This is a genomic window from Thiohalobacter sp., assembly GCF_027000115.1.
In the GTDB taxonomy this organism is placed as follows: Bacteria; Pseudomonadota; Gammaproteobacteria; order Thiohalobacterales; family Thiohalobacteraceae; genus JALTON01.
This window is the reverse complement of sequence record NZ_JALTON010000023.1, coordinates 1-14,033: the sequence shown is the minus strand read 5'-3', so window position 1 is coordinate 14,033 and position 14,033 is coordinate 1. Positions and strand designations below refer to the sequence as shown.

The 14,033-nt window shown below is 68.4% G+C and carries 12 protein-coding genes; 3 read left to right on the top strand and 9 right to left on the bottom strand.

From position 1 onward, the window contains the following. Positions 1 to 4: 4 nt before the first annotated feature. The 9 genes from fdxA to mutS form a co-directional block, all read right to left on the bottom strand. A complete protein-coding gene (fdxA, locus tag MVF76_RS03500; protein ID WP_297527404.1) occupies positions 5 to 328 on the bottom strand; it encodes a ferredoxin FdxA in 324 nt (107 codons plus the stop codon). Positions 329 to 419: 91 nt separating this feature from the next. Next, positions 420 to 1,487 (bottom strand): GGDEF domain-containing response regulator, encoded by a 1,068-nt coding sequence (locus tag MVF76_RS03495; protein ID WP_297527403.1) that lies wholly within the window; start codon positions 1,485 to 1,487, stop codon positions 420 to 422. After that, positions 1,484 to 2,563 (bottom strand): chemotaxis response regulator protein-glutamate methylesterase, encoded by a 1,080-nt coding sequence (locus tag MVF76_RS03490; protein WP_297527402.1) that lies wholly within the window; start codon positions 2,561 to 2,563, stop codon positions 1,484 to 1,486. The genes MVF76_RS03495 and MVF76_RS03490 overlap by 4 nt, the downstream gene beginning before the upstream one ends. A 1-nt stretch (position 2,564) precedes the next feature. Beyond that, entirely contained in the window at positions 2,565 to 5,306 is a 2,742-nt protein-coding gene (locus MVF76_RS03485) for a hybrid sensor histidine kinase/response regulator (RefSeq protein ID WP_297527401.1), read from the bottom strand. After that, on the bottom strand, positions 5,303 to 5,992 hold the full coding sequence (locus MVF76_RS03480) for a chemotaxis protein CheW (RefSeq protein WP_297527400.1): 690 nt from the start codon (positions 5,990 to 5,992) through the stop codon (positions 5,303 to 5,305). The genes MVF76_RS03485 and MVF76_RS03480 overlap by 4 nt, the downstream gene beginning before the upstream one ends. Further along, positions 5,989 to 7,242 (bottom strand): CheR family methyltransferase, encoded by a 1,254-nt coding sequence (locus MVF76_RS03475; RefSeq protein WP_297527399.1) that lies wholly within the window; start codon positions 7,240 to 7,242, stop codon positions 5,989 to 5,991. Before MVF76_RS03475 ends, MVF76_RS03480 begins: the two co-directional genes overlap by 4 nt. Further along, entirely contained in the window at positions 7,239 to 7,697 is a 459-nt protein-coding gene (locus MVF76_RS03470; RefSeq protein WP_297527398.1) for a chemotaxis protein CheW, read from the bottom strand. Before MVF76_RS03470 ends, MVF76_RS03475 begins: the two co-directional genes overlap by 4 nt. A gap of 5 nt (positions 7,698 to 7,702) precedes the next feature. Continuing rightward, positions 7,703 to 9,751 (bottom strand): methyl-accepting chemotaxis protein, encoded by a 2,049-nt coding sequence (locus tag MVF76_RS03465; protein ID WP_297527397.1) that lies wholly within the window; start codon positions 9,749 to 9,751, stop codon positions 7,703 to 7,705. A 216-nt stretch (positions 9,752 to 9,967) separates the two neighbouring features. Next, positions 9,968 to 12,544, bottom strand: coding sequence for a DNA mismatch repair protein MutS (gene mutS / locus MVF76_RS03460; protein WP_297527396.1), 2,577 nt, complete (start codon positions 12,542 to 12,544; stop codon positions 9,968 to 9,970). A 117-nt stretch (positions 12,545 to 12,661) separates the two neighbouring features. On the opposite strand from mutS, the gene MVF76_RS03455 reads away from it, so the two are divergent. The 3 genes from MVF76_RS03455 to thpR are packed head-to-tail and all read left to right on the top strand — an operon-like array spanning position 12,662 to position 14,024. Continuing rightward, positions 12,662 to 12,961 (top strand): PilZ domain-containing protein, encoded by a 300-nt coding sequence (locus tag MVF76_RS03455; RefSeq protein ID WP_297527395.1) that lies wholly within the window; start codon positions 12,662 to 12,664, stop codon positions 12,959 to 12,961. A gap of 30 nt (positions 12,962 to 12,991) precedes the next feature. Next, the gene (locus tag MVF76_RS03450) at positions 12,992 to 13,495 is read left to right on the top strand and encodes a CinA family protein (RefSeq protein WP_297527394.1); all 504 of its coding nucleotides are present in this window, start codon (positions 12,992 to 12,994) and stop codon (positions 13,493 to 13,495) included. Continuing rightward, a complete protein-coding gene (gene thpR, locus MVF76_RS03445) occupies positions 13,479 to 14,024 on the top strand; it encodes an RNA 2',3'-cyclic phosphodiesterase (RefSeq protein WP_297527393.1) in 546 nt (181 codons plus the stop codon). The genes MVF76_RS03450 and thpR overlap by 17 nt, the downstream gene beginning before the upstream one ends. Positions 14,025 to 14,033 lie beyond the last annotated feature (9 nt).

The window sequence follows — 14,033 nt, the reverse complement described above, 5'->3', positions numbered from 1 at the left end:
AGGCTCAGCGCTCCAGGTACTTGAGCTTGTCGGCTACGCCGTTCCATTCGTCGGCATCGGGCGGCGCGTCCTTCTTCTGGGTGATCACCGGCCATTCCTGGGACAGCTCGGCGTTCAGTTCCAGAAACTTCTCCTGACCGGGCGGCAGGTCGTCCTCGGGGAAGATGGCCTCGGCCGGGCACTCGGGCTCGCACAGGGTGCAGTCGATGCACTCCTCGGGATCTATGACCAGGAAGTTCGGTCCTTCGTGGAAGCAGTCGACAGGGCAGACTTCCACGCAATCCGTGTACTTGCACTTGATGCAGTTTTCCGTGACGACAAAGGTCATGATCGACTCCTGAACGATGGCAACGCATGATCGGCCGCGCCCGTGCGCAACGGGCACCATGATAGGGTCTCCAACCGGCTTTGGCGAGGGGTCAGGAGGTCGAGGTTTCGGCGGCGGGCATCGGGGCGGGCTCGGCCAGGTGCACGGCCTCGATGCGGTTGCGGCCGTTGTGCTTGGCCGCGTACAGGGCCTGGTCGGCGGCGGAGAGGAGCAGTTCGGCTTCGCCCTGGCCGCGCGGTGCAGCGCAGGCAATGCCGATGGACAGGGTCACGCGGTCGGCGACCCTGGAGTTGCGGTGCTCCAGTTCGAGACGTTTTACTGCCTCGGCCATTTTCTCGGCGACCTGGCGCGCGCCTGCGAGGTCGGTGTCCGGCAGGATCACGCCGAATTCCTCGCCGCCGTAGCGGGCGACCAGGTCGGACGGCCGATAGACCACGTGATCCAGTGCATGGGCCACGGCGCGCAGGCAATCATCGCCTGCCTGGTGGCCGTAGGTGTCGTTGTAGCGCTTGAAATAGTCGATGTCGACCATGACCAGCGCGACCTCGGTGCAGTTGCGCAGGGCGCGCTGCCATTCGCGCTCCAGGGCCTTGTCGAACTGGCGCCGGTTGGCGATGCCGGTGAGGCCATCGAGGGAACTGAGGCGTTGCAGCTCCCGGTTGCTCTTTTCGAGCTGTTCGTTGCTGCGCTCGAGCTGCGCCTGCATCTCGCGCAGGGCCTGATAGGCCGCGTCGCGTTCCTTCTGGGCCATGTAGCTGCGCGAGTGGGCGCGAATGCGGGCGATGAGTTCGATGCGATCCGGCAGCTTGACCAGGTAATCGTTGGCGCCCTGGCTGAAGGCCTCGCTCTTGGTCACGGGGTCTTCCTTGGACGACAGCACGATGACCGGAATGTCACGGGTAGCGGGATTCGCACGATAGAATCGCAGCAGCATCAGCCCGTCGACATCGGGCATGACCAGGTCCTGGAGTATCACCGTGGCCTCGATTTCCGCTGCCCGGTCCAGTGCCTCGCGCGGGTCGGGGCAGTAGTGGAACTCGATGTCGCTTTCCGATTCGAGTTCACGACGCACCCCCTCGGCGACCATGGCCTGGTCGTCGACCAGCAGAACGACGAAGCGTTCCGGAATGCTGTCGGTCCTGGTGTCCGAGCCGGTCATCCGGTTTCCTGTCCCGCCTTGTCCATGGTGGTGGTTTCCATCGCCTCGATCAGGGCCGGGGCGATCTCGTCGAGCGGCAGTATCCGGCTTGCCGCGTCCAGTTCGGCTGCCGCCCTGGGCATGCCGTAGATGGCGCTGGTGTCGCGGTCCTGGGCGATGGTCGTCCAGCCGCGCCGGCGCAGTGCCGCTAGGCCGGTCGCGCCGTCGCGGCCCATGCCGGTGAGCAGCACCCCGACGGCGTGACCGCCCCAGTGGGCCGCCACGCTGTCGAAAAAGGCGTTCACCGAAGGCCGGTAGGCATAGTCCGCCGGCTCCGGGGTATAGCCAAGCCTCTGGTCCCGCTGCAGGACCAGATGGTCCTCCTTACCAGCGACCAAAACCTCCCCGGCTTTAGGGAAGTCCCCTGTGCGGGCCAGGCGAACCGGCAGACAGACCTCTTCATTCAACCAGTTGGCGAAACTGCGGGCGAACTGCTCGTCCACGTGCTGGACGACGACGATGGACGCGGGCAGCTCCGCGGGCAGGCCGGAGAGCAGGGTGCGCAGGGCGGCCGGCCCGCCGGTGGAGGCGCCGATGGCGATCAGCCGCTCCTCGCTGCGCCGCGGTGGCCGGGGCGTGGCGGCCGCCGCGGGGGCAGTCTCGGGTACCATGCGCCGATTGGCACTGACCAGCCGTGCCACCGTGTCCAGCTTGGCCAGCAGCACGTCCTGGCCCTCGGTGTCGCCGCCCATGCCCAGTACCGGCGTGTTCAGGGCATCCAGGGCGCCTGCACCCATGGCCGCGAAGGCCTGGGTGGCCTTGTCCTCCACACTCTCCGTGACCACCACGATGGCGCAGGGGGTTGCCGCCATGATCCGCCGCGTGGCCTCCACCCCGTCCATCACCGGCATGTTCAGGTCCATGAGCAGGATATCGGGCAGGCTCTCGGTGCAGCGGACCACGGCCTGTGCGCCGTTCTCGGCCACCCAGGCGACGCAGTAGCGCTCGCTGCGCTCGATCACGTGCCGCAGGGCCATCAGGGCCATGCGGGAGTCGTTTACCAGCGCCACGCGCATCGGTTGGTCCTTCGGGGGCATGTCAGGCATCACCTATCAGATCGGCCACGGCCTCGAGCAGCGTCTCATCATGGAAACTGCCCTTGGTCAGATAGTAGTCGGCGCCGACCTCGAGGCCGCGCCGGCGGTCCTCCTCCCGGTCCTTGTAGGAGACGATCATCACCGGGAGCTTCTTCAGCAGGGGATCCTGCTTGATCAGGCTGACGAACTCGAAGCCGTTCATGCGCGGCATGTCGATGTCGCTGATCACCAGGTCGTACTCGCCGGTGCGCACGGCGTTCCAGCCGTCCATGCCGTCCACGGCGACCTCGACCTCGTAGCCGCGGTTGGCAAGCATGTTGCGCTCCACTTCGCGCACGGTGATGGAGTCGTCCACCACCAGGATGCGCTTGCCCTTGCGGCTGGAGAACCTGGCGGGCGTCTGACCCAGCTTGTCGATGCGGCCGCCCGCGGCGAGGATGTCGGCGGAGCGCAGCATGTCGTCGACGTCCAGGATCAGGCAGGGGTCGCCATTCTCCAGAATCGAGGCAGCGGCGATGTCCTGGACCTTGCCCAGGCGGGCATCCAGCGGATGCACCACCAGGCTGCGTTCGCCCAGGAAGCGGTCGACGGCAAAGCCGTAACGTTCGAGGCGCTCGCCCAGTACCACCACGCAGACCTCGTCGCTTTCCGGTGGCGGCTCGGGCAGGCCGAGCAGCTGGTTTGCCGGCAACAGGCCGACGTGCTGGTTGCCGAGGGTAAAGTACTGGCGACCCTCCATGGTCTCTATCTGGCCCCGGTCCAGCTTGAGGGTACGGTTGATCTGGCCCAGCGGGAAGGCGTAGGGCTCGCCGGCGATCTCCACCATCAGGGTGCGCATCACCGACAGGGTCAGCGGCAGTTGCAGATGGAAACGCATGCCCTGGCCCGGACGGGAGGTGGCATGCACGATGCCGTGCATCTCCTGCACCACGCTGTGCACCACATCCAGGCCGACGCCGCGGCCGGAAATCTCGGTCACCGAATCGCGGGTGGAGAAACCGGGCAGGAAGATGAACTCCATCAACTCGGCCTCGGTCAGGTCACGCGCCATTTCCTCGCTGACCAGCTTCTTGCGCACGATCCTCGCGCGCAGTTCCTCGAGATCCATGCCGCGGCCGTCGTCGCTGACCATGATCGACAGCATGCCGGCGCTGTGCAGGGCCTCCAGCCGCAGGGTGGCCTGTTCGGGCTTGCCGGCGGCGCGGCGTTCCTCCGGTGTCTCGATGCCGTGGTCGAGCGCATTGCGCAGGATGTGATTGAGCGGCGCCTCTATCTTTTCCAGGATTTCGCGGTCGACCCGGGTATTCAGTCCCTCGATCTCGAAGCGCACCTGCTTGCCCAATTGCCGGGCGAGGTCGCGCACCATGCGTCGGAAGCCGTGGACCCCGTCGCCAAAGGGCCGCATGCGACTGGCGATGACCTCGCGGTTGAGCCGGCTGGCCAGGTTGTGGCTGCGGCGGTCGAACTCGTCGAGCTCGCCCAGCCGTTCGGCCAGTTGCTGGCGGCAGTCGCCGGCCCGTCGCCGGGCGTCATTGAGCAGTTCGAGCAGGTATTCGCTGGAGGTTTCCTCTTCCAGGCGGTCACGCAGCCGGTCGAGCAGGGTGACCAGCTCGGTCTGGCGGTATTTGACGTTCAGCAGAGACTCCGTGAAGGGCCGTACCCAGCGCGCCTCGACCTGTACCTCGCCCGCCAGACCCATGAGCCGGTTGAGGCTGTCGGCGGAGATGCGGATGGCGTTTTCGGTGACAGCGCCGGAGCCGCTCGGAGGCGTGGCTGTGGGCGCGGCGGCGGATTCTGCGGTTCCGGTGTGGTCCGCTGCCGTTTCCGGTGCCGGAGCAGGTGGAGGCGGCGGTGCAGCCGGACCCTTGCCTGCGGCGACATCGGCGAGTTGCCTGCCGAGTGTCAGCATGGCCTCGGCGTGCTGCCGGCACCAGGCGGGTATGTCCGCCGTCCGGGTCACACCACCGACCAGATCGGTGGCGGCCAGCAGCAGGTCCACCACATCGCCCTCGATAACGATGCTGCCGCCCTGCGCGGCGACGAACACATCCTCCATGGCATGGGTCAGGGCCACCAGCGCATCCAGCTTGAGCATGCGCGCCGCGCCCTTCAGGGAATGGGCGGCGCGCATCAGGGCCTCGGCGTCGGACAGGTCACCGGGGTTCGCCTCCAGTCCCAGCAGACCCTGGCTGATGATGGCGATCTGGGCTTCGGCTTCGTTGCGGAAGAGTTCGAGCAGGGTGGCATCGGGCCGGGCCGCTTCCGGCTCTGCGGCCTTCGGCGCACTCTCGGTCTCGGCCGCTTTGACCGAGGTTCCGGCCGGCGGTGCGGGGGCGGTTGCCGCTTCGCTGGGCTGATCCGCAGGGGCGGAAAGATCGGCGATGCGCGCGGCCACCTCGTCGGCGGCAGCCTCGATGCGGGCAGCGTCCTCGGCGTCGGTGGCGAGCTGGAGTATCAGGTCGCTGGCGGCCAGCAGTGCATCCACGGCCTCGGGATCCAGCGGCCGGCTGCCGTTTTGCAGGGTGACCAGACGGTCCTCCAGGGCGTGCGCGAGCTGCACCACCGGTTCCAGATCGACCATGCGTGCCGCACCCTTGATGGTATGGGCTGCCCGCATCATGGCGGTAACGGCCTCGGCATCCGGTAGGGCCTCGAGATCCATCAGCCGCTCGGTGATGACCCGGATCTGGGTCTCCACCTCACTGCGGAACAGATCGACCATGGAGAAGTCGCCGCTGCTCATTTGAGATTCCTGCCCAGGGTGTGGAACAGCAGTTCGTCGTCGAGCATGCCCACACTGTGCTCGCCGTGGCCGAGTACGCCGCGGATGTAGTTGTTGCGGGCATGAACAACGGTCGTCGGGGGCTGGGCAAGCTGCTCGGCGCGAAACCGAACCAGGCCCTGTACCTCGGTGACCGGAAACACGTATCGATGACCGTCACGCTCGATGTGGATCATGCGATCACTGATGCCGACCGAACCGAAGCGGATCGGCGACTCGCCCTTGTCCAGACCAAGCACGCCGCCCAGGGATACGCAGATCTGCAGTTCGCCGCGCATGTTTACCAGACCCTTCAATACTCGGGAGGTGGTGTGCGGCAGACGCTGGATGGGGCGCGCGGAGGTGACCTCGTTGACTACGGCATTGGGCAGCCCCAGCCATTCGTCGCCGAGCCGGAATACCAGTGCGGTTTCGTCGGCGGCCTGTTCGGTCTGCTTGGTTTCCGCATAGATCCGGGTCCACTCGTCACGGGCAGTCTCGGGCAGAGGCCGCTTGAGGATGATGCGCCCGGCCCGGGCGTAGACCTCGCAGTTGCGGCAGTGGATCACCTCGTCGAGACGTTCGCAGCGGGTGTCGCCACGGCGCCAGATGCCGATGCGGTTCCAGCAGTCCTCGACCTGCATTGCGATGAGAGGCGCTTCGCTCATGAGGCCTCCGGTCTGCGCCGCTGGCTGCGTTCGAGGCGCCGACGCACGCCCAGCGCTTCTTCATGCCGTTGTCCGCGTTCCAGCAGCAGTGCCAGCAGGGCCAGTGCCTCGCAGTGGCCAGGATCGAGGTAAAGTGCCTTGCGCAACAGCGCTTCGGCGTCATCCGGCTCGCCGGCAGTGTTGCGGATCACGGCCAGCAGCAGATAGGCGTCCACGGCGTCATGCCGTTCCGCCAACACTTCTTCGCACAGTTGCGCTGCCTCGGCCAGGTGGCCTTCGTCGGCCAGTGCCCGCGCATCGGCCAGGCGCTCGTCGGGCGCGGGCGGGGCGGCCGCTCGTGTCGCCTGAGGGTGTGCCGCCTGTGCGAGGGTCGCGGGCGGTGTCGGCTGCCGTCGTGGTTTCCAGGGCTTCCAGGGACGAGGCCTTGCCGGCACCGGCGGCGAGCTGTCCCTCGTCGGTGCCGTGCCGCGCCGGAAGGCGAAGGAACGGGGATGTTTCAGGGGCACGAAGGCCCGGCGCGCCAGCGCCCCCGATTCGGCATGGCCGATGAACAGCAGCCCGTCTTCGAGTAGCAGCGACTCCAGGATGGTGATGGCGCGCGCCTGGGTTTCACGGTCGAAATAGATGAGCAGGTTGCGGCAGAAGATGATGTCATAGCGCTCCCGGTCGCGCGCAAAGTCCGGGTCGAACAGGTTGGCGCACCGGAACCGCACCCGGGCGCGCACTGCGGCGTCGAGTTCGTAACCGTCTTCGACCGCGCGGAAATGGCGGTCGCGAAACGACAGGTCATCGACGCGGAAGGCATTGTCCCGGTAACGGCCGCGACGCGCGTTGCAGAGATTCTGTTCGCTGATGTCCACGGCGTCGATGGTCACCTTGCTGGCAGGCAGGCCGAGGTCCGTGGCCAGCATGGCGATGCTGTAGGGTTCCTCGCCGGTGGAACAGGGCAGGCTGAGAATGCGCTGCGCGCGTCCGGGGTGGGCGGCAATGCGCTCTTGCAGCAGCCTGGCCAGCGCCTCGAACGGGGCACTGTCGCGAAAGAACCAGGTCTCCGGGATCACCACCGCCTCGATCAGCCGCTCCAGTTCCGCGCCGTCGCTTTCGAGCCGGTCGGCATAGGCGCTCAGGTTCGGCAGTCCCAGCGCCTGCATGCGCGTTTCGGCAGGGCGGGCGATCGCCAGCCGGCCCACCGAGGCGGCATTCAGGCCCATGGTGCGTTGCAGCAGCCGGGTGATGCGTTCCAGGCTCATGAAGCGGCCTCCGGGAACAGCTGGCGCCGCACCGGCGCCGGCAGCAGCTGCTCGATGCGGATCTGCTGCACCAGACCCTGTGCATCGCGGGTCATGGGGCCCAGGTAGGGTGCCTCGCCGACCTCGATGCCGGCTGGCTGGAATTCACCGGGGTCGCGGCGCAGGGTTTCGACCACCTCCTCGGTGAGCAGGCCCAGGCGGCGTTCCCCGACCTGTTCGTCGACATACCGGACCACCACGATGCGGGTGGTCATCAGTGGCCGGCTTGGTTCGCCGCGTACCAGCGCCTGCATGTCGATCACTGGCACCAGTTCGCCGCGGTAGTCGAACACGCCGGCGACATAGGGTGGCGCCTGGGGCAGGGCGCGCAGGCGCAGGAAAGGGACGATTTCCACGATGTCCCCCGCCTCGATCGCGTAGCGCTCTTCACCCAACTGGAGCACCAGGAACAGCATCGGGGTCAGGTATTGACCTTGAAGTGGGAGACGCCTTCCTGCAGCTGCCGGGCGGCGTCGTTGAGCTGGGCGATGGCACCATTGGACTGGCGCAACGACTCCGCGGTCTGCTGGGCGGACTCGGCCAGCTGCACCATGGCATCCGAGATCTGGTGCGCGCCCTGGGCCTGCGATTGCATGCCCTCGTGCACCTCCTCGAAGCGCGGAATCAGCGCCTGCACCTGCTCGATGATCTGGGCCAGTTGCTGACCGACCTGGCGCACGTCCTCGACGCCCTGGCGTACCTCGGTGGAGAACTTCTCCATGCCCATGACGCCGGCCGATACCGCCGACTGCATTTCCTTGACCATCTGCTCGATGTCCCAGGTAGCGACTGCGGTCTGGTCGGCCAGACGGCGGATCTCGGTGGCGACCACGGCAAAGCCGACACCGTACTCGCCGGCCTTCTCGGCCTCGATGGCGGCATTCAGCGACAGCAGGTTGGTCTGGTCGGAGACCTTGTTGATGGTGGTGACCACGCTGTTGATGTTGGCCGCCTTTTCGCTCAGCACCGCCAGCTTGGAATTGATGTTGGCGGTCGCCTCCTGCATGTTCTGCATGGTCTGTTCCATGCGCGACAGCGAGCTGCGCCCCGCGTTGGCCTGTTCGGAGGTGCGCAGGGCGACATCGGTGACCTCGTGCATGGTGTTCACCAGCTCCTTGGCGGTGGCCGAGATCTCGGTCACGGTCGCACGGATCTGGTTGGTGGTGGCGGCCTGCTCGGAGACGGTGGCCTCCTGCTGCTTGGCAGTGGCAGCGATCTCGGTAGCGCTGGAGGTGACCTGGATGCCGGACTGCTGGATGCGCGCGACCAGAGCGTTGAGGCTGTCCAGCATGCCCTGGATGCCGTTGGCCAGTTCGGAGATGATGTCATTGTCGCGGTAGATCATGAGCTGGCCGGTGAGGTCGCCGCGGGCGGCCATTTCCACCACCTCCTCGATCAACTCCACCTTGCCGGTCACGTCTTCGGCCTGCTGGCGCTCGCGCTCGACCATTTCCTTGACCCGCTCGGCCATGACGTTGAAGCCCTGCGCCAGCACCCCCAGTTCGCGCACGCCGCCAGGCTCGGCGTGCACGTCCAGATCCCCTTCGGCGGCGCGCGCCATGTCCGAGGCCAGCCGGTCCACGGGCCGGAATACCAGGCGGTTGAACAGCCACAGGGCCGCGAGCAGGGCCGCAACGGCCAGCAGCAGGAAGGCCAGCGCCGTCCAGGTGCGGACCTGGTTGATGTCGGCCAGCAGCCCGCCGACCGATTCGAGAATGGACAGAGACATCACCGGCTGGCCGGCGGCATTGGCGATACCGTGGCTGACGGCCAGCAGTTCGGGATTGTCGTCCTGCCAGCCTTCGCTGCGGTACAGGGGTCTGCCACCGGGGCTGCCCAGGCGCAGGGGCAGGTCGAGGCTGGTCTCGATGCGGCGCAGGTTGTTCACCGGATCGACGATCACCTCCAGATAGGCCATGGGCCGGAGGCCGCCGACCGGCACCAGCACAGAGTACAGGGGGCGGTCGTCATGCACCCACCAGGCGTTCAGTGGCTTGGCCCGGTCCGCGCCCTGGCGTGCGCGGGCGCGCTCCTGCAGGCTGATTTCCAGTGCCGGCGGCAGGGCGGTGCCCTCGCTGCTGGCCGCCAGCGGCTGCAGGTCGGTGTCGAACAGGCGCAGCTTGACCGGTTCCAGCAGGCCCGAGGTCACGAAGCTGCCGTGAAAGGGCCGGTCCAGGGCCGCCACCAGCCGGTGGCCGGCATCGGGATCACCGGCCAGCGCCGCGGTGACATGCGGCCGTACCGCTTCCTTTTCCAGCCGCTGGCCGAGTTCCACCGTGGCCTCGTGCATGCGGGCCTCGGCCTGGCGGGCGCCCACCTCCAGCAGCCGTTCCAGCGTCCGGCTCTGGCCGCTGAGCGCGGCCTGCTGGTAACGCTGGCTGGAGAACAGTGACAGGCCGATGGCCGACAGGCTGAGCAGCAGCAGGATGCCGAGGGTCAGCGACTTGAGGGAGAGCTTTTCCGATTTCATGGACGATTCCGCTTTCTCGGTTGGCACAGGACCGCCGGCGTCGCCTTCCGGACGACGGACGCATTGCCCGAGGGGTGAGGCAAGAAGGGTGCCAGTCGTGGAGGGTCCACTGGAGATTCGGGATCGTTCTTTTGGATCAGTGTGTTATGGGATGTTCGTAAAGAGGCGGCAGAGATGGGGCTGCCGCCAGGGGGTTACGCCGACGGTTTTCCGTCGTCAGCCCGCGTCGTTCAGCAGGTCCTTGAGCTTGAACAGGATGTCCAGGGCCTGGCGGGGGGAGAGGGCATCCGGGTCGATGCCTTCCAGGGCCTCCAGAACCGGGTGCTCGTCGCGGCCGAACAGGGCGAGCTGGCCGTCTTCCGGCGGCGGCGCGGGCGCGGTCAGGGCCTGGCTTTCCAGCTCAGCCAGCCGGGCCCGGGCGCGGGCCAGCACCTCGCCGGGGATGCCGGCGAGCGCCGCCACCTGCAGGCCGTAGCTGCGGTCGGCCGGGCCTTCGCGTACGGCATGCAGGAACACGATGCGGTCGCCGTGCTCGATGGCATCGAGATGGACGTTGCCGATGTCCGGGTGTTGCTCGGGCAGCCGGGTCAGCTCGAAGTAGTGGGTGGCGAACAGGGTGAAGGCGCGGATGCGGGTGGCCAGGTCCACCGCCACCGCCCAGGCCAGCGCCAGGCCGTCGTAGGTGCTGGTGCCTCGTCCGATCTCGTCCATGAGCACCAGGCTGCGGTCGGTGGCGTTGTGGAGGATGTTGGCGGTCTCGGTCATTTCCACCATGAAGGTCGAGCGGCCGGAGGCGAGATCGTCGGAGGCGCCGATGCGGGTGAAGATGCGGTCCACCGGCCCGATCCGCGCCGACTCGGCAGGGACGAAGCAGCCGGCATGGGCCATCAGCACGATGAGCGCGGCCTGGCGCATGTAGGTGGACTTGCCGCCCATGTTGGGGCCGGTGATCATCAGCATCCGGTGCAGCTCGTCGAGGCGCACGTCGTTGGGCACGAAGGGGGCGTCGCTGACCTGTTCCACCACCGGATGGCGGCCGCCGCGGATGTCGATGCCGGGGATGTCATCCAGTTCCGGGCGGCGCAGGTCGAGCCGGTCGGCGCGCTCGGCGAAGGCGGCCAGGACGTCGGCCTCGGCCAGGGCCGCGGCACAGGCCTGCAGCGGCGCCAGCTCCGCCAGCACGGCATCGATCAGCCCCTCGTAGAGCAGCTTCTCCCGCGCCAGGGCGCGTTCCCGCGCGCTCAGCACCCGGTCTTCGAAGTCCTTCAGCTCCGGCGTCACGTAGCGCTCGGCCGCCTTCAGGGTCTGCCGGCGCTGGTAGTCCTCGGGCACCTGCGCCGACTGTGCCTTGCTGACCTCGATGTAGTAGCCGTGCACCCGGTTGTAGCGCACCTTGAGGGTGGTGATGCCGGTGCGCTCGCGTTCCCGGGTCTCCAGGTCGGCGAGGTACTGGTCGGCGTCCTGCGACAGCCGCCGAAGTTCATCCAGCTCGGCGTCGTAGCCGCTGCGGATCACTCCGCCGTCGCGGATCAGCTGCGGCGGGTTGTCTTCCAGCGCCGCCAGCAGGCGCTGATGCAGGGCCGGGTGTTCCCCCAGATCGCTCGCCAGCCGGCCCAACAGCGGATCGTCGAGGGCCGCAAGCGCCTGTCGCAGCGCGGGCAGCCGCCCCAGGGTCTCGCGCAGGCCGGCCAGGTCGCGCGGACGGGCCGAGCGCAGGGCGACCCGGGCCAGTACCCGTTCCAGGTCGCAGATACCGGCGAGCTGCTCGCGCAGGGGCTCGAAATTCAGGTTCTCCAGCAGGGTCTCGACGGCCTGGTGGCGCGCCCGAAGCAGGTCATGATTGCGCAGGGGGCGGTTCAGCCAGCGCCGCAGCAGCCGGCTGCCCATGGCGGAGACGGTGCTGTCCAGAACCCCGGCCAGGGTGTGCTCGCTGCGCCCGGAGACCGCGCGGTCGATCTCCAGGTTGCGGCGGCTGGCGGCGTCGAGAATGAGGGCATCGTCGCGACGCTCGTGGGCGAGCCCGCGCAGGTGGGGCAGGGCGGCGCGCTGTGTCTCCTGCACGTACTGCAGCAGCGCCCCGGCGGCGGCGATGCCGAGCGTCAGCTCTTCGCAGCCGAAGCCGGCCAGGTCGCGGGTACCGAACTGCTCGCAGAGCAGGCGGCGCGCGGTGTCGGTCTCGAAATGCCAGGGCGGTCGCCGGCGCTGGCCGGGGCGCTCGGGGATGGCGGCCGGCAGCGGCCGGTCCTCGGGCAGCAGCAGCTCGGCGGGGTCCAGGCGCTCCAGCTCGCCGGCCAGCGCCTCGTTGCCCTCGAGTTCCTGCACCGCGAAGCGGCCGCCGGCCAGGTCCAGTGCGGCCAGACCGAAATGGCCCTGGCCGTCGCCGATCACGGCTGCGAGCAGGGTGTCACGGCGCGCCTCGAGCAGGCTGTCCTCGGTGACGGTGCCGGGGGTGACGATGCGCACCACCTGCCGTTCCACCGGCCCTTTCGACTTTGCCGGGTCGCCGATCTGCTCGGCGATGGCGACCGGCTCCCCGAGCCGCACCAGCCGGGCCAGATACTGGTCCACGGCATGGACCGGCACCCCGGCCATGGGGATGGGTTCGCCGGCCGACTGGCCACGGGTGGTGAGGGTGATTTCGAGCAGGCGCGCAGCCTTCCGCGCATCTTCGTAGAAGAGCTCGTAGAAGTCGCCCATGCGATAGAACACCAGGATGTCCGGGTGCTCTGCCTTGATGCGCAGGTACTGCTGCATCATGGGCGTGTGTTCTGTCTGGCTGCGCCGGGTGGACATCGGCGCAAGTCTACTGATGGGCGGCAGCGGGCGCGAGCACTTGCGCCGGCGGCAGGGCTCTGGTACCACGGGCAAGGGCCGCAGCCGGGCACAACAGACCGAGGGGGACGGGATTCGATGAGCCGGGACTTCGACGAAAAGCGCGACTTCATCCGCATGCTGCTGGACGTGCCGCTGCACTGCAAGGATCCGGGCACGGGCGAGACCCTCACCGGTCAGGCTCATGATCTCAGCAGCAAGGGCGTGGCCTTCGTGCTGGACCGGGCCTACGAGCCCGGCAAGAGGCTCGAGGTCCGCATCCGGCCCGAGAAATCGGTCGTGCCGCCGCTGCATGCCCGGGTCGAGGTGGTGCGGGTCGAGCCCGACGTCAGCGGACGCAGCTTCCGCATCGGCGCGCGCATTCTCGAATACCTCTAGCAGCGGATCGACGGTGCGAGGGCAACAGACATGGATCTCTCGGCACGTGAACGCGACATCGAGGCGCTCAGCCGCAGGCTGGGCGAGGCAGCCGAGGCCGCCGGCTTGCGGGTGGCGGTGGCCGAGTCCTGCACCGGGGGCTGGATCGCCAAGGTCATCACCGACATCCCCGGCAGCTCGCGCTGGTTCGACCGCGGCTTCGTCACCTACAGCAACGAGTCCAAGCAGGAACTGCTGGGCGTGTCCGGGGACACCCTGCTGGCCGCGGGTGCGGTGAGCGAGGCCACGGCCCGGGAGATGGCGGCCGGGGCCCTGGCGCACAGCCGTGCCCGGCTGGCGGCGGCGGTGACCGGCATCGCCGGGCCGGGCGGAGCGACGCCGGGCAAGCCGGTGGGCATGGTCTGCTTCGGCTGGGCCCGCGAGGGCGGCTGGCTGCACAGCGAAACCGAGTACTTCATCGGCGACCGCAATGCCGTCCGGCTGCAGGCGGTCGGCCATGCCCTGCGTGGGCTGCTGGATGCCTTCGACCCCTGAACCGGCCCGACGCCTGTTCTTCGCCCTCTGGCCCGACGAGGACGTCCGCCGTGCCCTGGTGGCGGCGGACCGCCGGCTGGGCCGCGAGGGCCGGCGGGTGGCCGCGGACAACCTGCACCTGACCCTGGTCTTCCTCGGGGCCACGCCGGCCGACCGCCAGGCCTGTTTCACCCGGGCCGCGGCCGGGGTGCAGGGCGAGCCCTTCGAGCTGGTGCTGGACCGCTTCGGCTTCTTTCCGCGCCCGCGCGTGCTCTGGCTGGGCAGCAGCCGGCCGCCGGCAGCGCTCGGGCGGCTGGTCGAGGCGCTGGGCGCGGCCCTGCTGCCCTGCGGCTTCACCCCCGACTCGCGTCCCTTCGCACCCCACGTCACGCTGCGCCGCAAGGCCCGGCGGCTGCCCGCCCTGCAGCCGGTCAGGCCGGTGGTCTGGCCGGTGCGCGACTTCTGCCTGTGCGAGTCGGTGTCGATGCCCGATGGCGTGCAGTATCGGGTGCTGGAGCGGTGGGGTTGGGGCGTAAGGCGTGAGGCGTGAGGCAGGGGC